Origin of the sequence: Zobellia galactanivorans (assembly GCF_000973105.1) — a bacterium.
Taxonomy (GTDB): Bacteria; Bacteroidota; Bacteroidia; order Flavobacteriales; family Flavobacteriaceae; genus Zobellia; species Zobellia galactanivorans.
The window spans coordinates 2,264,002-2,282,632 of sequence record NC_015844.1 but is presented as its reverse complement, the minus strand read 5'-3'; the positions used below and the strand labels follow the sequence as shown (position 1 = coordinate 2,282,632).

At 43.5% G+C, this 18,631-nt stretch carries 13 protein-coding genes; 8 read left to right on the top strand and 5 right to left on the bottom strand.

Annotated elements, in window-relative coordinates; genetic code table 11:
* Positions 1-87: 87 nt before the first annotated feature.
* The gene (locus tag ZOBGAL_RS09235; RefSeq protein ID WP_013993316.1) at positions 88-909 is read right to left on the bottom strand and encodes a ZIP family metal transporter; all 822 of its coding nucleotides are present in this window, start codon (positions 907-909) and stop codon (positions 88-90) included.
* Position 910: 1 nt separating this feature from the next.
* A complete protein-coding gene (locus ZOBGAL_RS09230) occupies positions 911-1,567 on the bottom strand; it encodes a metal-dependent transcriptional regulator (RefSeq protein ID WP_013993315.1) in 657 nt (218 codons plus the stop codon).
* 80 nt (positions 1,568-1,647) lie between these two features.
* Here ZOBGAL_RS09230 and ZOBGAL_RS09225 point away from each other — a divergent pair, with 80 nt between their 5' ends.
* Together ZOBGAL_RS09225 and ZOBGAL_RS09220 are read left to right on the top strand one after the other, a co-directional pair.
* Positions 1,648-3,921, top strand: a complete 2,274-nt coding sequence (locus ZOBGAL_RS09225) for a TonB-dependent receptor (RefSeq protein WP_013993314.1) — start codon at positions 1,648-1,650, stop codon at positions 3,919-3,921.
* Between the two features lie 60 nt (positions 3,922-3,981).
* Positions 3,982-5,151: a lycopene cyclase family protein gene (locus tag ZOBGAL_RS09220; RefSeq protein ID WP_013993313.1), complete on the top strand. Its 1,170-nt coding sequence runs from the start codon at positions 3,982-3,984 to the stop codon at positions 5,149-5,151.
* 16 nt (positions 5,152-5,167) lie between these two features.
* Here the strand turns inward: ZOBGAL_RS09220 and ZOBGAL_RS09215 are convergent, their stop codons facing one another.
* Positions 5,168-6,142, bottom strand: a complete 975-nt coding sequence (locus ZOBGAL_RS09215) for a polyprenyl synthetase family protein (RefSeq protein ID WP_013993312.1) — start codon at positions 6,140-6,142, stop codon at positions 5,168-5,170.
* A 141-nt stretch (positions 6,143-6,283) separates the two neighbouring features.
* Here ZOBGAL_RS09215 and ZOBGAL_RS09210 point away from each other — a divergent pair, with 141 nt between their 5' ends.
* The 6 genes from ZOBGAL_RS09210 to ZOBGAL_RS09185 all read left to right on the top strand — a co-directional run bounded on the left by ZOBGAL_RS09210 (position 6,284) and on the right by ZOBGAL_RS09185 (position 14,031).
* Complete coding sequence (locus ZOBGAL_RS09210) at positions 6,284-6,823, top strand: RNA polymerase sigma factor (protein WP_013993310.1); 540 nt, start codon at positions 6,284-6,286, stop codon at positions 6,821-6,823.
* Between the two features lie 18 nt (positions 6,824-6,841).
* The gene (locus ZOBGAL_RS09205) at positions 6,842-7,273 is read left to right on the top strand and encodes a hypothetical protein (RefSeq protein ID WP_013993309.1); all 432 of its coding nucleotides are present in this window, start codon (positions 6,842-6,844) and stop codon (positions 7,271-7,273) included.
* Between the two features lie 76 nt (positions 7,274-7,349).
* Positions 7,350-7,955: a TetR/AcrR family transcriptional regulator gene (locus ZOBGAL_RS09200; protein WP_013993308.1), complete on the top strand. Its 606-nt coding sequence runs from the start codon at positions 7,350-7,352 to the stop codon at positions 7,953-7,955.
* Between the two features lie 2 nt (positions 7,956-7,957).
* Positions 7,958-9,322 carry a TolC family protein gene (locus tag ZOBGAL_RS09195; protein ID WP_013993307.1) on the top strand — a complete coding sequence of 455 codons (1,365 nt, stop codon included), beginning with the start codon at positions 7,958-7,960 and terminating at the stop codon, positions 9,320-9,322.
* Between the two features lie 28 nt (positions 9,323-9,350).
* Positions 9,351-10,535 carry an efflux RND transporter periplasmic adaptor subunit gene (locus ZOBGAL_RS09190; RefSeq protein WP_013993306.1) on the top strand — a complete coding sequence of 395 codons (1,185 nt, stop codon included), beginning with the start codon at positions 9,351-9,353 and terminating at the stop codon, positions 10,533-10,535.
* Positions 10,525-14,031: an efflux RND transporter permease subunit gene (locus ZOBGAL_RS09185; RefSeq protein ID WP_013993305.1), complete on the top strand. Its 3,507-nt coding sequence runs from the start codon at positions 10,525-10,527 to the stop codon at positions 14,029-14,031. The genes ZOBGAL_RS09190 and ZOBGAL_RS09185 overlap by 11 nt, the downstream gene beginning before the upstream one ends.
* Before the next feature lie 87 nt (positions 14,032-14,118).
* Here the strand turns inward: ZOBGAL_RS09185 and ZOBGAL_RS09180 are convergent, their stop codons facing one another.
* A complete protein-coding gene (locus ZOBGAL_RS09180; protein WP_013993304.1) occupies positions 14,119-15,450 on the bottom strand; it encodes a RagB/SusD family nutrient uptake outer membrane protein in 1,332 nt (443 codons plus the stop codon).
* Positions 15,451-15,460: 10 nt separating this feature from the next.
* Entirely contained in the window at positions 15,461-18,463 is a 3,003-nt protein-coding gene (locus ZOBGAL_RS09175) for a SusC/RagA family TonB-linked outer membrane protein (RefSeq protein ID WP_013993303.1), read from the bottom strand.
* Positions 18,464-18,631: the final 168 nt, after the last annotated feature.

Below are 18,631 nucleotides of genomic sequence, written 5' to 3'. Positions count from 1 at the left end.
ACTATCTTCCAAAACCCATCACAGAAAACAAGCACAAACCTTTTTTTATAAGACGTCAGAATATTGCCGAACAGTATTATATTCGGCTTATCCCAAACCTACATCAAGGGTCATCATAATAATAAACCCGCCAATAAAACCCATGGTAGCAATATCTGTGTATTTGTCTTGCTGGGTTTCAGGTATTACTTCCTCTACCACGACAAATATCATGGCACCGGCGGCAAACGATAGGGCATAAGGCAACATCGGCTGAAAGGTCATGACCGCCCAAGCTCCCAAAACGGCGGCTATAGGCTCTACAATTGCCGAGGCCTGCCCATACATAAAGCTTTTATAACGGCTAAGCCCCTGCCTCCTAAGCGGCATAGCTACGGCAAATCCTTCGGGGAAATTCTGAAGACCGATACCTAAGGCCAAAGCCACGGCCCCACCGATACTCGCCCCTTCAAATCCAGCGGCCACACCTCCAAAAAGAACCCCAACGGCAAGCCCTTCGGGAATGTTGTGAAGCGTAATGGCCAAGGTCAGCAGGGTGGTACGGTGCCAAGGGGTTTTAATCCCTTCCTTTTCGCTTTCCTTAAAATTGATATGGAGATGGGGCAGCACCTTGTCTAATCCGAAAATGAACAACGAGCCCATAAGAAAGCCCACTGCGGCGGGAATTACTTTCACAAAACCTTCTCCCGGACTCATTTCTATGCCCGGGGCCAAGAGGCTCCAAAAGCTGGCCGCTACCATAACACCACCGGTAAAACCCAGCATACCATCTAAAAGCGCCCGGTTCATGCCCTTAAAGAAAAAAACCAAGGCAGCACCGGCAGCCGTAAGACCCCATGTAAACAATGTGGCATAAAAAGCCGCCAAAACCGGATCTATCGATTCAAAATAATCAATTATCTCTTGCATATCATTCGGTTATTTTAAGATACAAATTGGCCGCTATTTGATTTGAGATGTGAATACTCTTCCCTTTCACCTCAATATGTAACGACCCGTCAAATTCTTCTTTTTCCAATACCGTTATAGCATCGCCCAAGGCAATTTTATTCTTATCGAGAAATTTCAGGAAAGGCGCTGAAGAATCCTTGACCCCAACACAGGTACCGCTGGTTCCTACCGGCACCTCGTTCAGCAATTTTTTTACCGCTTTTTTAAACTCCCCGGTTTTAGACGGTATGGGGTCGCCGTGCGGGTCGACCTCAGGATACCCTAGTAATTTATCAAGCCTATCCGTCAATTTTTCGCTCTTAATATGCTCTAGCTGCTCGGCTACTTCATGGACTTCATCCCAAGCAAAGTTGAGCTTGTCGACCAAGAATACTTCCCATAACCTATGCTTTCTGACCAAGGTCAAGGCTAGTTTTTGGCCGTGTTCGGTAAGGCAAACACCTTTGTATTTCCTATAGTTGGCCACCCCTTTTTCCGATAGTTTTTTGATCATATCGGTTACGGATGAAGGTTTCGTACGCATCTGCTCCGCTACCTCGTTGGTCGAGACCATGCTATTCTCACCCTTTCCTAGATGATAAATGGCCTTTATATAATCTTCTTCTGAAAGTGTCATAAAAAATTTGAATTACACAAAAATACGTTTTTATATCTAGAAACAAATATTTAGATTTATCTAAATTTTAATTTATATAGATGAAAATAAATTTAAAGACTAGCCTATATTTACTCGTATGTGTTTTAGGCACAACATTGAGCAACGCCCAGAACAATCAAATTAGCGGTACCATCACCGATAAAAATGGTTCTGTTCCCTTCGCAAACATTTACCTAAAAGACACAAAAATTGGCACCTCGGCATTAGACGATGGGTCTTATATTTTGAAAAACATACCTTCCGGCACCTATAAATTGCAGGTTTCCGTACTAGGATATCAAGATTTCTCCACAAAAATCACTTTAAAAGGAAGCGAGAACAAATCGCTTGATATCAAGATCATTCCCGCCTCGGAACAATTGGAGGAAATGGTAGTTACCGGAACCCTAAAAGCGGTCAGCCGTTCGGAAAGTCCGGTTCCTGTTGAAGTGTATAGCCCTACTTTTCTTAAAAAGAATCCTACTGCCAGCATTTTTGAAGCACTACAAAACGTAAACGGCGTACGACCACAGATCAATTGTAACGTCTGCAATACGGGCGACATTCATATTAACGGGCTTGAAGGCCCGTATACCTTGGTCTTGATAGACGGAATGCCCATTGTTAGTGGGCTGGGAACCGTTTACGGCCTTTCGGGCATACCCAACTCCCTCATAGAGCAGATTGAAATTATAAAAGGCCCTGCCTCCACGCTTTACGGTAGTGAAGCTGTGGGCGGATTAATCAATATTATTACCAAGAACACTTTAGACGCCCCTGATTTCTTTGCGGATGCCTTTGTTACGGGTTGGGGGGAGTACAATATCGATCTTGGCACAAAAATCAACATAGGTCAAAAGACCGATATGCTTTTGGGCATCAACTACTTTAACTATGACCATCCTATTGACAACAATGGCGACAACTTCACCGACCTCACCCTACAGAACCGTATTTCGGTATTTCAAAAATGGAATTTTCAGCGAGACAACAATCGCATCCTTTCACTGGCTGGCCGATTTTTCTACGAAGACCGTTGGGGCGGGGAAATGCAATGGACCCCTGAATTTAGGGGTGGAGACGAAGTTTATGGAGAAAGCATTTATACCCGAAGGTGGGAAGTTTTAGGCAAATACCAATTGCCCATTGAAGAAAAAGTCTTGTTTTCATTCTCATATAACGACCACAGCCAGAACTCGGTATACGGAGATGTGCCCTACATTGCCGATCAGCGTATAGGTTTTGGACAGTTTACTTGGGATAAATCCCTCGAAAACCATGACCTTCTCATCGGTACCGCCCTTCGATATAATTACTATGATGATAACACCACAGCAACCGCCTCCGCAGACGAAGTCGTCATACCAAGCCTATTCGTTCAAGATGAAATCGCCTTGGCCAACAAACACTCCTTATTGCTTGGCATGCGCTATGACTACGACGAAAGGCACGGCAGTATCTACACCCCTAGAATGGCCTATAGGTATAAAATGACGGACAACGATATTATCCGCCTTAACGCGGGTACCGGGTTTCGGGTAGTAAACCTATTTACCGAAGAACACGCCGCCTTAACCGGAGCCCGTGATGTTGTCGTAACCGAAGAACTCAAGCCCGAGCAGTCGTTCAACGTAAACCTAAATTACCTTAAAAAAATATATGCCGACAATGGCACTTTTGTCAGTGTAGACGCTTCACTTTTTTACACAAATTTCAGCAATGCCATCCTTCCCGATTACGATACGGACCCAAATAAAATCATTTATGACAACCTAAATGGCAAGTCCGTTTCAAAAGGCGTTAGCGCCAATATCGACTTTTCTTTTCCTAGCGGGTTTAAATTTTTGATCGGGGCCACCTTCCAAGATGTGAGCCAAACAGAAAACGGGGTTACCGAACGCCAAATACTAACGGAAAGCTTCACGGGTACCTGGAATGCATCGTACGAAATAGAAGAAATCGACTTATCAATAGATTATACAGGAAATATTTACGGCCCAATGCGTTTGCCGACCCTTGGCGAAAGCGATCCAAGAAGCGATTTCTCACCCACTTGGAGTATTCAAAACATTCAATTTACCTGGAAAGGTCTCGAACAGTTTGAATTCTACGGAGGCATCAAAAATCTATTGAATTGGACCCCCAACCGTGGAAATCCTTTTATCATTGCCCGTGCCAACGATCCTTTTGACAAGAACGTAACTTTTGACACCGATGGAAACGTAGTAGCCACCCCAAATAACCCCAATGCCCTAACCTTTGACCCATCATATGTGTATGGCCCCAATCAAGGCATTCGCGGTTTCCTAGGGCTTCGCTATCGCATCAATTAAAAATGAAATGCGCTCAAATAGAATCGCTATTTTTGAAAAAGTAACGTTTCTACAATAGACTTGGAAAAAATCACACATTTTGACTATATCATAATAGGCGCAGGCGCAGCTGGTCTAATGCTCGCCAGTGCCCTAGTCAAAGATGATTTCTTTAGCAACACGTCTATTTTGCTGTTAGACAGGGATGCCAAAAGCTCTAATGACAGAACTTGGTGCTTCTGGGAAAAAGGCGAGGGAAGTTTTGAGTCCATCGTTTCCAAAACATGGAATCACATTTATTTCGGCAGCGAAAACTTTTCAAAAGACTATTCCATTGCCCCATACCAGTACAAAATGGTTCGGGGAGCCGATTTTTACAAAGTTTATTTTGACGCGTTGAAAGGCAAGTCCAATATTACCTTCCAGCAAGAAGAGGTTGCGGAGATAGTCGACATAGGTTCAAAAATAACCGTTACGACCCATCGTTCCACCTATTCGGCATCAAAGGTCTTCAGCAGTAGTTTCGATTATAAAATGGCCACCCATCAAAAGAAATACCCTGTACTGCAACAACATTTTCTAGGGTGGACGGTAAAAACCGAAAAGCCCGTTTTCAATCCTGACCAGGCCACTTACATGGATTTTTCCATTCCGCAGAAAGGGAATACCCGGTTTATGTACATCCTTCCATTTTCAAAAAACGAGGCCTTAGTGGAATACACCTTATTCTCTAAAAATCGCTTGCCTAAGGAAGCATATGAAGATGCCATAATATACTATTTGGAAAACCATCTAAAATGTGGCACTTATAACATCACGGAAACGGAACAAGGCAGTATACCCATGACCTCCTATGATTTTAGCGAACACCACACCGAAAACATCCGCTATATCGGAACGGCAGGCGGATGGGCCAAGCCAAGCACAGGGTATACGTTTATGAGTACGGCCAAGAAAATTCCCGTATTGGTCGATTTTATCAAAACCGGAAAACCTCTGAATACACTAAGCTTTAAGAACAGATTTTGGTTTTACGACCTGCTATTCTTAGACGTATTGGCCAAACACAATGACCAAGGCCATAAAATATTCGAGTCGCTCTTCAAGAAAAGCGACCCACAATTGATCTTTAGATTTTTAGACGAGAAGTCTTCCTTTAGGGAAGATATCGACTTCATTCTAAGCTGCCCTAAAAAAATGTTTATTGAAGCCTTTTTCAATAGGGTTTTTAAAAGAAAACGTCCCTCCTAGAGCTAAGTGACTTTCCTTAGACCTGTCGCATCATCAAACTATTTCCAAAACTCTCTAAAATAGCCTTTTTGTCTTCTGAAATCTTTAGTTTGGCCAATACCGAAAAAGCCTTTTCGGTATACTCCGCTATCGCTTCTTGCGTTTTTTCGGCCGAACCGCTATCCTTAAAGATTTCCTTTATCGTATCGACTTTAGCCGAAGGGTCTTTGGGTTGTATGGAATACATATCCCTAAGTTCCTTTTTTTGTTCGGCACTGCCCAACTCTAGGGCATTAAGGTACAAATAGGTCTTTTTGTTCTCTATAATATCGCCCCCCACTTGCTTGCCGAAAGTTTCCGGATCTCCGAAAGCATCAAGGTAATCATCTTGTAGTTGAAAGGCTATTCCCAAATTCAATCCGAAATCATAAATAAGCTTCTGCTCCCCTTCCGATGCCTTTGCGACTATGCCGCCCATCTGCAGTGCGGCAGCCACCAAAACGGCCGTCTTATATTCGATCATCTTCAGGTACTCGGGCAAGGTAACGTCATCCCTATCTTCAAAATCAATATCGTATTGCTGACCTTCACATACTTCCAAAGCCGTCTTGCTAAAGAGCTTTGCCAAATTTTTAAAGGTATCCCCGTCATAATTTTCAAATAATTGGTATGCCGTTATAAGCATGGCATCTCCCGAAAGAATTCCCGTATTGATATCCCACTTTTCATGCACGGTGGTTTTTCCTCTCCGCAATGGGGCATCATCCATAATATCATCATGGACCAATGAAAAATTATGAAAAGTTTCTACGGCCAAGGCTGCATCTAAGGCCTTGCGATAATCACAACCAAAAATTTCGGCCGATAATAAGGTGAGAACCGGTCTCAATCGCTTCCCTCCCAATCCTAAAATATAAGTAATCGGCTCATAGAGGTTCTTGGGCTCTTTGGTATGTTCATGCCGCTTCAAGTAATCGAGAAACTGGCTACGATAGAATTCTATAGATTGCATTCAACAAATTTTCCCCAAAAATACATCCATTTGATCAAAATAGGCCCCTTTCCCACATTTTGTAAAAAAATAATCAAGATCATGCAATAGTTTTGATTTCCTTCGTCTTTACTCTTGAATACTTTTGACAACAGCCACGAAATGACCCCAGAAACGGATAATTACAACAAGCTTAAACTCTTTTTTGACGAAGAGTACCGTTCGCTCAAGGCTTATGCCAAATCGCGTATTGACGATGCTGCCGATCGCGATGCCGAAGACGTGGTTCAAGAGGTGGCATTAAAAGTATTCTCTAGGGCCAACAACCTGTCGCCCATAGACAACATTGCAGGCTTTGTTTACAATTCTATCCGCAACAAGATTGTCGACCTAATGCGCACCAAACAAAAAGGGGTCCCCTTTGAGCAGGAAATGGAGGAAAAACTGATAGAGTTTACGGAGTTGGTATATGGCAAGACGGCCAACGCCTACTCCGACACCATGAAAACGAATCTTAAAACGGCCATTGCCCAACTAAAACCAGTGTATCGAAATATAATAGTAGCTATAGATTTTGAAGGTTACACCTATACCCAACTGTCACATGAGAGCGGTATCCCCATGGGCACGTTAATGTCAAGGCGGCACAGGGCCCTGGCCATATTATTAAAAGTACTAGAAATCAAAAAAACAGATCATTAACCAAGAAATTCTACAATTATGGAGAAACATATAGAGCACAAAGTAAAGAGCAAAGCCGAAAAGTTCATAAAGAAAACCGTAAAAATACTGTTCTACATCGTAGCCGGTATCGCCTTTTTGGTACTGTTCGCCTATATTTTTATGTATCTATGGAATTGGTTGATGCCTGAAATATTCGGACTAACGACCTTGGACTTTTGGCAAGCGGGCGGACTTCTAATTTTGGCAAAGATAATTTTCGGAAACTTCAGTGGCGGTAAGGACGGCGCCAACAAGGGCAACAAAAAGAAAAAAAGGGAACGCGCCTGCAAGGGCAATGGGAGTCGTATGTGGTGTGATGATTTTTCGAAATGGGAGTTCTATGACGAGTTCTGGAAGAAAGAAGGGGAACAAGCTTACAACGACTATTTGGAGCGGAAAAAAAATGATGCCGATCAGGCTCCGTCTTAAAGAGATGTTAAATTACGGTAAAACTTTGGAAACTTTTAGTGTTTTTAAAGTTTCCTAGACTACATTTGCAGTCCTTATGAAGACTAAAATTTTAAACAAAGCGACGGATATGTTCCTGAACTACGGGTTCAAGAGTGTTACTATGGACGATTTGGCCAATGAAATGGGCATCTCAAAGAAAACCATATACACTCATTTTGAGAACAAGACCAAGCTCGTGGAACAGTGCACCACACATCTAGCGGAAAGCATATCGAAAGGAATCAATGCTATCTGTGCCTTGAACAAAAACCCTATTGAAGAACTTTACGAGATAAAAAAGTTCGTAATGATAAATCTCAAAAATGAAAAATCATCACCACAATACCAATTACAGAAATACTATCCGAAAATACACAACTCCATTTCGGCATTTCAATTTGAAACCATGCAAGCCTGTGTAAAGGAAAATATTCAACGCGGGGTAAGCCAAGGCTTTTACAGGGATAACCTAGATATCGACTTTATATCCCGTATTTATTATTCGGGTATGACGAGCACGAAAGACCATCGCCTTTTCCCCCCGGACAAATTTCCCGTGACCACTTTAATGGACAATTATTTAGAATACCATATCAGGGGAATCGTAACCCCATTAGGAAGAAAAATATTGAACAAAATTATCAACTCAAATCCCGAATAACGATGAGAAACCTATTTATACTAACACTGACGCTCTTCATCACCGCGCCAGGATTTTCTCAAGATCCAGAACCCTTAAAAACCAATAGTTTTACCTTGGAAGAAGCCATAGAGTTCGCCCTTGAGAACAACTACAACGCCATTAATGCCGAGCGCGACCTGATCGACGCCCGAAAACAAAAATGGGAGACCATTGCGGACGGTCTTCCACAGATCAATGGTTCCGTCAGCTACCAAAATCAACTAAAACAGCCGGTTTCCTTGATTCCCGCAGAGTTTGCCGGAGGAACCCCCGGGGAATTTGTGCCCATCGTTTTTGGTCAAGCCCACCAAGCGACCGCTACGGCGACACTCACCCAAAAGATTTTCGACGGTTCTTATATCGTTGGTGTACAAGCAACGAAATCGTTTCTAAGCTATAGTGCCAACAACGAAGAAAAGACTGATCAAGAAGTACGAAAATCGGTGGTCGAGGCCTATGGAAACGTATTATTGGCCAAAGAAAGTGTGGCCATTTTCGAAAAGAACAAGGCCAATCTCGAAAAGAACCTGTTCGAGACCAATAAGCTGTATGAAAACGGACTCGCGGACGAGGAAAGTGTCGAACAGTTACAAATCACCCTTTCATCGGTAGAAAATCAGTTAAAAAATGCCATCCGACTGGAAAACATTACACTGCAAATGCTCAACCTGGTCATGGGTATTGCCATTGACGCCCCCACCAAATTAGAAGACGACCTTGATCAGTTGGCCACGGCCCAGATCGATTTTTCTTTAATGGAATCGGATTTCAATATCAACAACAACGTCGATTATAAGTTGGCCCTAAACTTGACCGAACAACGGTTTTACGAGTGGAAACTGGCAAAAAGCCGCGCCCTACCCACCTTAAGCAGTTTCATCAACTACGGTTCATCTGCCTTTTCCGATGACTTTAGCTTTTTCAAAAGCGACCAAGATTGGTTCGACTCGTCGGTCTTAGGTTTTGACCTCAGTATTCCCCTGTTCAGCTCCGGTAAGCGTAGTGCCAGTACCGCTAGGGCCAAAATAGCCATGCAAAAGGCAAAAACCCAATTATCGGAAGCCGAAGAGCAAATACGGCTTCAGCTCGAAAAAGCCAAGAGCGACTATATTCTTGCCATAGAAGAATATGAAACCGCAAAGCAAAACCTTGGTTTGGCCGAACGCATAGAAAACAAGAACCAAATTAAATACGCCGAGGGCATTGCAAGCAGCTTTGACCTTAGGCAAGCCCAAACACAGCTCTATGATGCACAACAAGGCTATCTTCAATCGATGGTCGAGGTCATTAATAAAAAGACGGAGCTCGAACTTATCATAAACGAACCCAATTCTAACCTAAAGTAATAAGGCAAACTACAAACAAACTTTTAAGATGAAAAAAATACTATATCTAGCGACCTCGGCCCTTCTCTTCTCCGCATGTGGAGGGAAACAGACCTCTGTGATCGATATCATTTCGGAGGGGAACATCGAAACCATACGGGCCAAGAAAACCGAACTTTCGGAAAAGCAAAGAGTCCTCGAGACCGAATTACAAAAGCTTGATTCGGCCATTAGCAGCATGAGCGGTGAAGAAAAACTGCCACTGGTTACCACCGTTGTGGCGAAGGTCGGAAAGTTCGAACACTTTTTAGAACTACAGGGCGATGTCAAGACCAAGCAAAACGTTTTGATCTACCCTGAAATGTCAGGTACCCTACAGCGTGTTTATGTGAAGGAAGGACAGCGTGTAACAAAAGGACAAGTCTTAGCGGTTATCGACGACGGAGGAAGAAGCAGCCAATTGTCGCAATTAAAGTCGCAAGCCGCACTTGCCAAGACCACCTTTGAACGCAGAAAACGCCTATGGGAGCAAAAAATAGGTTCTGAAATAGAGTATTTATCGGCACAAACCAATTATCAGGCCGCCGAAGATGCCGTAAAACAAGCCGAAAGCCAACTGGGCAAATCATCGATAAGGGCGCCGTTTTCAGGTATTATAGATGATGTCATCAAAGATCAGGGAACCGTTGTTTCTCCGGGCCCGGGATCTGAGGTTTTTAGGATCGTAAACCTTTCCGACATGTACATTGAGGTAGATGTACCTGAAACCTACCTAGGCGGGATAACAAAGGGCAAGGAAGCCAAGGTCTATTTTCCCGTTCTTGGCGATTCGATCTTGACCAAGGTGCGTCAGACCGGAAATTTCATCAATCCGAGCAACCGCGCATTTAGTGCTGAGATTCCCGTACCGAACAAGAAAGGGAACATCAAACCCAACCTTTCCGCCAAAGTGAGCATTAACGATTACACCAATGAGAATGCCATAGTCATTCCCCAAGGTATCATTTCGGAAAACGCCGAAGGCGAGCAATACGTTTATGTGGCCCAACCCACAGATGGCGAAAATGAGGCCCTATTGAAGAAAAGTATCATTCAAACAGGCAAGACCCAGGGCAGCCATATCGAAGTCCTCTCCGGTATCTCCGATGGCGACCATATCATTGAAGAAGGCGCCAGAAGTGTAAAAGACGGCCAAAAGGTTAAAATTCTAAACGACCAGACCGATGAACAGTAAACAACAGAAAAACGCCGATAAAGAGTTTAGCCTTGCATCGTGGGCCATTGACAATCCCTCGGTCATCTATGTGATGATCGCCATTTTCCTATGGTTGGGCCTGAAGTCGTATTTTGCAATGCCCCGTGAAGATTTTCCTGAAATCGTAGAGACCAAAATCTATATCAGTACCATTTACCCAGGTAACACGGCAGAAGACGTAGAACGTTTGATTACCGACCCTCTGGAAGATCGGCTTAAAAACGTAAGTAATGTAGTCGAGATAACCTCTACTTCGCAAGAAGACTATTCGATAATTACGGTCGAGTTCGATGAAGACCTAACGGTGGAACAGGCTAAACAGAAGGTCAAGGATGAGGTAGATAGCGAAAAGGCCGGAGAAGACTGGCCCACCTTTAACAATGCCAAGGTCGAGCCCAATGTCTTTGATCTTAACCTGTCGGAGTCATTTCCGATCATGAACGTGAATTTCACAGGCGACTATCCCGTTGAAAAGCTAAAGGAATTTGCCGAATACCTGCAAGATGAAATTGAAGACTTGCCCGAGATCAAAGAGGTAAACATTCGCGGGGCACAAGAGAAGGAGGTAGAAGTGGCCGTAGACGTCTATAAAATGATGGCCTCAAAAGTCAGCTTTCAAGATGTTATCAATGCCATCAGCAACGGTAACTCTACCATGTCGGCCGGTAACATCCAATCGGGCGGACAACGCCGGACCATACGTATTTTAGGCGAAATCGACGACCCCAAGGAACTAGACGACTTTGTAGTAAAATCCGAGAACGGGGCGGTATACCTAAAAGACATAGCCGAAGTTAGTTTTTCAGAGGAAGAAAAAACCACATACGCCCGAGAGTTCGGTAAAAACGTGGTAATGCTCGACATCAAAAAACGATCGGGCAAAAACATGATCGAAGCGACGACCAAGGTTCGTGAAATCGTAAAAAAAGAGCAAGAAAGCTATTTTCCGGCCGACCTGAACATCACCATTGCCAATGATTCTTCAGGCAGGACACTGAACCAGGTCGATGACCTTGTAAACAACATTATCTTTGGTATAATCTTGGTCGTAACGGTACTGATGTTCTTTTTAGGCTTTAGAAACGCCCTTTTTGTGGGCTTCGCCATTCCGATGTCAATGTTTATGTCGTTCATGATCTTAAACAATTTGGGCTATACCTTGAATACCATGATCCTTTTCGGTATGATTATGGGACTGGGTATGATGGTCGACAATGGAATCGTGGTCGTTGAGAACGTCTATCGTTTAATGAGCGAAGGCATGTCGCGCACCGAAGCCGCCAAAAAAGGTATCGGTGAAATTGCATTTCCTATCATCATTTCAACATTGACTACCGTGGCAGCCTTTGTACCCCTCGGTCTATGGCCCGGTATATTCGGCCAGTTTATGATCTATTTCCCGATTACCTTATCGGTAGTTCTGGGGTCGTCACTTTTCGTGGCCATTTTCATGAACTCCATGTTGGTTTCCCAATTTATGGAAATCGGCGAAAAAGAACTTACCGTCAAGCAACTCATCCGTATTAGTGCCATATTGGGCGGGTTCGGACTTTTTATCTTAATTTTCGGTGGGACCATGAGGGGCTTGGGCTCCGTAATGATCCTAACGGCACTGATGTTCTGGATCTACAAATACGCGCTTAAAAAGTGGGCCATCAGCTTTCAGAACGGCGCCATGGTGCGTTTTGAGAATTGGTACGAAAAACGTATCGCACATTCCCTTAGAGGTAAAAATGTATACTGGTACTTCGGTATTACTTTCGCTCTATTGATTGCCGTATTTATGGCTTTCGGGGCTTCGTTGGGCAGTGGACGTACGAAGGTGGAATTTTTCCCCGACAACAAACCCAATGAGATCTATGCCTATATAGAATACCCGCAGGGAACGTCTATTGAAAAGACCAATAAGCTTACCAAAGAAATCGAAAAAAGGGTATTCGAGGTAGCAAACCAAGACAAATACACCGATGGGGAGCACAACTTTTTGATTGAATCAGCAGTATCGCAGGTAGGCGAGGGCGCCGGTAACCCCCAAACCGATGGAGGGTCGGCGGCAGAAATGCCACATCGAGGCAAAGTCACCTTGTCAATGCGCGAATTTAAATATAGAAACGGACTCGATACCGAAGTACTGCGTGGTGAAATTCAAGAAGCCTTGACCGGAATATTTCCCGGGGTGGCCATCTCGGTAGAAAAGGAAGCCAACGGACCTCCGGCCGGCTACCCTATCAACATAGAACTGGAAGGTAAGGATTACACCGAATTGATCAACACCGCCGAAGATATTCGAAACTTTATCAATACCAAGAACATAGCCGGTATTGAAGAGTTGAAAATCGATGTAAACAAGAGCAAGCCTTCTATGGAGGTTGTGGTGGATCGCGAAAAAGCAGGTGAGCTAGGCGTATCCGTAGGCCAAGTCGGACTACAACTAAGACGTTCGCTTTTTGGCGAAAAAGCAGGCGTATACAAACTGGATGGTGACGATTACGACATTAACGTTCGCTTTAATGAGGATATCCGGTATAATAAAAATGCCCTGTTCAACCAGAACATCATTTTTAGGGATCCCGCAAACGGCCAAATCAAGGAAATTCCTGTCTCGGCCGTAGCCAAGCAGAAAAACTCCTCAGGCTTTAGCGCCATAAAACACAAAGACAAGAAAAGGGTAGTTACCATCTACTCTCAATTGAAACCTGGTTTTAGTGATGCCGGAGCGATCGTGGCCGAGATCCAGAAAGAAATGGACAACTTCAAACAGCTTCCTAAAGATGTAAAAATCGATTTCACGGGCCAAATCGAAGAACAAAACAAGCAAATGCAATTTTTGGTCGGCGCTTTTTTCTCTGGACTAGGACTTATAATGCTCATATTGGTATTTCAATTTGGCGGTGTATCCAAACCACTGATCATTATGATTGCCATCTTCTTGAGCTTTATAGGAGTCTTTGGCGGATTGATGGTTACCGGATGGTCTTTTGTTATTATGATGACCATGATGGGTATTATCTCCCTCGCCGGTATCGTAGTAAACAACGGGGTCGTGCTGTTAGATTATACACAGATACTTATCGACCGTAAGAAAGTGGAACTCGGACTGAGCGACAAAGACCTTATCTCATTGGAAGAAGTCACCGAAATCATTACCAAAGGAGGTAAAGCCAGGTTACGCCCTGTAATTCTAACGGCCATTACTACCGTTTTAGGACTAATTCCCTTGGCAATAGGTCTCAATATCGATTTCTTCTCCCTGTTCTCTGAGTTTGACGCCAAAATCTATATGGGTGGAGACAACGTAGTGTTCTGGGGTCCATTGGCATGGACGGTTATCTTCGGATTAGTCGTTGCCACATTCTTGACCTTGATTATCGTACCGGTATTGTTCAACATTACCTATCGCATAAAAATTGCGGTTTGGGGAAGAAAAAAGGAACGCCCCATAAAGGCAGAAAACCATCTGGAAGCTTCCGCTTAAAACAACGGATCAGAACACACCCGGATAAAAAACCCCGCCAATTGGCGGGGTTTTTGCTTGTTATTTAAGATACAGTAAAAAGAATTATTACTGATTCTCGGTTAGAGGAATTGGGAACATCGTCCATACATCATCTTCCGGTCTGTCTTTAGGTAGTTCATCCAACCGACCATACCTTCTCATATCTATCCATCGATGTCCTTCTGCATAGAGGGAATACCTTCTTTGGTTTAGTACCTCATCAATTAAAGAAGCTGCATCGGTATTACCCGTATATGCCGGTAAACCAGCACTTTCACGGATAAGGTCGATAGCGGCAACGGCTTCAATCGGATCTACCGTAATATTTGCCTCGGCGTACATTAATATCAACTCCTCGTTACGAATCATCGGAATAGGGTCCGTATCGGTTTTATACAAAGCCACCGCATAGCCTCCCGTTAATCCATCTTGGGTCAAAGGTTCGCTACGCTCCGCAACCTTACTTAACCTATTGTCGCCGGCCTCGGCATCGGACAAAAAGGTAGGTTGGGCTATTCGCGCACCGGCTGCCGTCGCTTCAACAGGGAAGTACATAGGGTTAAGTGCATCTGTCTGGTCTTCGGAAAAATTATAGTAAAGACCGGTACTTAAATCATCTTGAGCAGAGGTCAAATTCATAAACGAATTCTCCAAAAAGGATAAAGTTGCCGCCGCATCTCCTTGATATGTTGCCACCCTTGCCGCAATAGCTTGGTTGGCCTCAAGAAATGTAGCTGGGGTATCAAAACCATCGAAGCCTGAAGGAAGGAAAAAAGGAAAAGCATCCCCTCCATTGCCAAGATCCGTAGCCGCGTCTTCTAAAATGGTACGAATACCGCTCAAAGCTTCGGATTTTGAAACAAAAGGTCCTAAATTCTGCTCATCGGCGACATCGAGGCGGATACCGTTCTCATCGGTAAGGTTCAAATTCAACAACAGTTCATAAGCTATAAAGGTTTTAAGAAAGCCTTTAGTAGCATTCAGTTCTTCATCGGAAAACTGGTCCGACTGATCTGGGCCATCAATAAAGCCCAAAATCAAATTCGCGTTTTTGACCGTTCTATAACGTGCGGCCCAAGGGTTTGTAATATAGAAAGTATTATTGTCAAGAGTGTTGGTTCCTCCTCCCAATAAATCCCCGGTCAAACGCGGATCAGAGGCAGAAAATCGAAAAAACTCCCTTCCGATTACTCCGGTATCATCAAAATAATTCCCCAAGTTGACTCTTGAACTGTATAGAATCCCGCCCACAAGGTCCGGTAGGTCACCCCTTGTGATGTTCTCTTGAAACGCCTCTACTTCTGGGCTGTTCAAATCGGAAAACTCTTGGACCTGACATGATCCTAGCCCTAAAAGGACCAAGGAACAAAGTAAAAATTTGTTTTTATATAATTTCATGGTTCTTTTTTTAAAAGTTAATCGCTACGTTGAACATATATCTTTTGGAGGAAGGAAAGGGTGTTACCTCAACTCCTGTAAAAATTGTTCCTCCACCGAAGTTGGACACCTCTGGATCATAACTATTGTAATCAAAGATATTGATCAAATTGGAACCCGAAAGGCCGAACTTAACACTCTCTACATAGTCTCCAAAAACATTGGGCAAGTTCTCACTGTCTAAGGTATAGTAGAGTCCGATTTCCCTTAACCTCAAATAGGAAGCATCCTGAACAAAAACATCGGCATTCGCATCGGGCCTATATTTTCCGTTAGGAGTTACACCAGCTGGATCCAAAGTAATATCGTCATAGTCGGCACTTGTTCCGTTCAAATCAGACAACAGGTTGGTCAGGTTGATATTGTCCCCGCCCTGTTTCCATTGCCATAAGAAGGACAACTGAAGCTTTTTGTAGCTTAGGTTATTACTGAAACCCATCTGAAAGTCAGGTTCACCATCACCAATTACCCTAAGTTCATCTCCATATGAGCCTACAATTTGAGTGGCACTCTTACCTTCTTCAAGCCTGTAACTTCCTAAACCTGCACCGAAGGCTCCTGTATTATAGGCAGGTACGTCAAGTTGGGTAACTTCGGAAGCATTCTTGAAAAAATTGACGCCCAAATCCCATTGAAAATTTTCCGTAGCAACAGGAACCGTATTCAAAGAAATCTCTATACCCTTATTACGAAGGCTTCCCGCATTAACGTATCTCTGCGTATATCCCGTGGAAGGCTCTAAGGAAGCCAACAAAATTAAATCGTCAACCATTTTGATGTAATAGGTTGCAGACAATCCTAAACGGCCATTGAAAAAATTCAGGTCAGTACCAAATTCCAATTCCTTTTGACGCTCCGATTTCAGTTCACTATCCCCTCTCCTTCCTATTAAGCTGATGCCCAAAATTCCATCTGTAGAAAAGGCGTTATAGGAAGTAAACAAAGCACCGGAAGGAGGGAAATTACCTGCCTCACCATAAGCGACCCTTAGTTTTAATTGGTTCCAAAAAGAATCTTCTTTCCAAAAATCGAATTCGTTAAGGCTAAGCGCCAAAGACGCCTTGGGATAATAAGCCATCTCATTGGCATTACCATTGTTCGATGACTTATCCCCCCTTAAACCAACGGTGGCGATAATTTTGTCTTGAAAATTGACTTCCTCCTGTACAAAGAATCCCGCATCTTCTTGACGCACCCGTGTTTGGTCGACCCCTGTATTGGCGGCTTGATCAACATTGGTTTCAGAAGCCACTAGACCGGTTGCCGTAATCAAGTCTGTATTTCGGTCAAAAAATTCATTGGTCAAACCTGCCTGTGTACGAAAACGAAGGTTGTTTTCAGTAAAGTAGTTATGCACCAAAAAAGCCGAAAGGTTGTAGTTTTTGTTGATGGTTTCCCCTTGAACGGACACCCCGTTACGACCTCCATTGGAAGGTTTTTGAAACTGTAGGTCCTTAGGAAAGATGGCTCGGGTCTGCAATTGATAAAAATCAAGCCCTCCTCTTAAAATCAATTCTAAATTTGATTTTTCAGCTTTGTAAATATCAAGGTTGGCCGTACCCCCCATGATTACCCTATTAATTTTTTCATTGTTGGTCACCTGATCACGGGTCTGCAAAATATTGGAAGCCCCGAGCGCGTAATCTGGATACACACCATCTGCATTTGGAAACAGGTCATACCACGGATATGTAGAAACTAGACCAACCCCGATAGTTGCACCGGTGTTATCATTGTTGTAAAAACCCCTGTCCGATGAAGAGTAGATATAATTCGAACTCAATGCAAATTTCAAATAGTCGGTAGCTCGATGATCGAGATTAAGTCGTATCGAAGCTTTTTCATATCCCGTATTTTTTACGATACCGTTTTCATTATTATAGGTAATTCCCGAAAAAAACCTTGTCTTCTCGTCACCACCGCTCATACTAAAATTGGTAATACTGATAAGCCCCTTCTCGCCAAATATCTCTTTTTCATAATCAATAAGTCCCCCAGAGTTTTTTGCCTGTGAAAACAGGGCCACTTGAGCATTGGCAGCATCACGGGAAGACTGATCTTCTGAAGGATCGTCACTTGGGGAGTAAAACAAATCAAAGACCCGGTCTTCGCTGTAGTTCCGTAGTCCAAAAAGGCGGATGGCCTGACTAAAACCTGTCGATTGTGAAAATTTGAATTTCGTTTCTCCCGCCACCCCTTTTTTCGTGGTAATGATTACAACACCCGCGGCAGCCCTTGACCCATATATGGCCGCTGCTGAGGCACCTTTCAATATTTCGATGTTCGCTATATCTTCTGGATTGATATCGGCAATACGGTTCGATGGGTTATCTTGGTTGGCATCACTTCCCTGCCCTGCTGCCTCGGAGACCACATTTAATCCCCCAGCAATGGAAGAGTTGTCAATATATACACCATCTACTATATATAAGGGTTGTGTATTACCCGTTATTGAAGTTGCACCACGCAATTTCACCGAAATACCACCACCGGGAGCACCCGAGTTAGAATTGACCACGGCTCCGGCAAATTTACCATACAAGGCCCCATCAAGGGTAGATGGAGGTGTTCTGCCCGTAAGTTCCGCAGCCGAAACCGAGGCAACGGCATTGGCGGAATTCGATCGCTTTACCGAAGTTGCCAAACCTGTAACAACTACCTCATCAAGACCCGTAGCCGATTCTTTTAAGGCAACATCCAATGTTGAAGTACCGGTAACTTCAACTTCCTTATCGGCATATCCCAAATAAGAAAAAACTAGGGTCGCAGGAAAATTATTCACCCGAATCTCATAAATACCGTCAAAATCACTAGTAGTTCCGTTCATTGTTCCTTTAACAACGACATTGACCCCTGGAAGCGGCATCCCACTCTCATCTGTAGTATTTCCTTTGATTGTCCCCTGCGCCAAAACCACGGTCGGTAGCACAAAAAACAGCAAGAAATACAACTTTCCAAATAAAGTTTGTTTCATTTTTAAAAGTTTTGAATTAGTTATTTTAAAAGCAATATAGTTAAGAATTATCTAATTATTAAAATATGTGTTAAATTTTAGAGGCATTAACAAAACAAGACCTCTGCATATACCACAAAAAGGACACTCGAATTTTTTAGCCGTTACCATCATAACTTCTTACATTTG

Excerpts from the sequence above, each read along its gene's own strand:
- ZOBGAL_RS09205 (WP_013993309.1), top strand. The coding sequence starts at position 6,842 with ATGGAGAAACATATAGAGCACAAAGTAAAGAGCAAAGCCGAAAAGTTC.
- ZOBGAL_RS09195 (WP_013993307.1), top strand. The coding sequence starts at position 7,958 with ATGAGAAACCTATTTATACTAACACTGACGCTCTTCATCACCGCGCCA.
- ZOBGAL_RS09200 (WP_013993308.1), top strand. The coding sequence starts at position 7,350 with ATGAAGACTAAAATTTTAAACAAAGCGACGGATATGTTCCTGAACTAC.
- ZOBGAL_RS09225 (WP_013993314.1), top strand. The coding sequence starts at position 1,648 with ATGAAAATAAATTTAAAGACTAGCCTATATTTACTCGTATGTGTTTTA.
- ZOBGAL_RS09235 (WP_013993316.1), bottom strand. The coding sequence starts at position 909 with ATGCAAGAGATAATTGATTATTTTGAATCGATAGATCCGGTTTTGGCG.
- ZOBGAL_RS09175 (WP_013993303.1), bottom strand. The coding sequence starts at position 18,463 with ATGAAACAAACTTTATTTGGAAAGTTGTATTTCTTGCTGTTTTTTGTG.
- ZOBGAL_RS09230 (WP_013993315.1), bottom strand. The coding sequence starts at position 1,567 with ATGACACTTTCAGAAGAAGATTATATAAAGGCCATTTATCATCTAGGA.
- ZOBGAL_RS09180 (WP_013993304.1), bottom strand. The coding sequence starts at position 15,450 with ATGAAATTATATAAAAACAAATTTTTACTTTGTTCCTTGGTCCTTTTA.
- ZOBGAL_RS09185 (WP_013993305.1), top strand. The coding sequence starts at position 10,525 with ATGAACAGTAAACAACAGAAAAACGCCGATAAAGAGTTTAGCCTTGCA.
- ZOBGAL_RS09190 (WP_013993306.1), top strand. The coding sequence starts at position 9,351 with ATGAAAAAAATACTATATCTAGCGACCTCGGCCCTTCTCTTCTCCGCA.
- ZOBGAL_RS09210 (WP_013993310.1), top strand. The coding sequence starts at position 6,284 with ATGACCCCAGAAACGGATAATTACAACAAGCTTAAACTCTTTTTTGAC.
- ZOBGAL_RS09215 (WP_013993312.1), bottom strand. The coding sequence starts at position 6,142 with ATGCAATCTATAGAATTCTATCGTAGCCAGTTTCTCGATTACTTGAAG.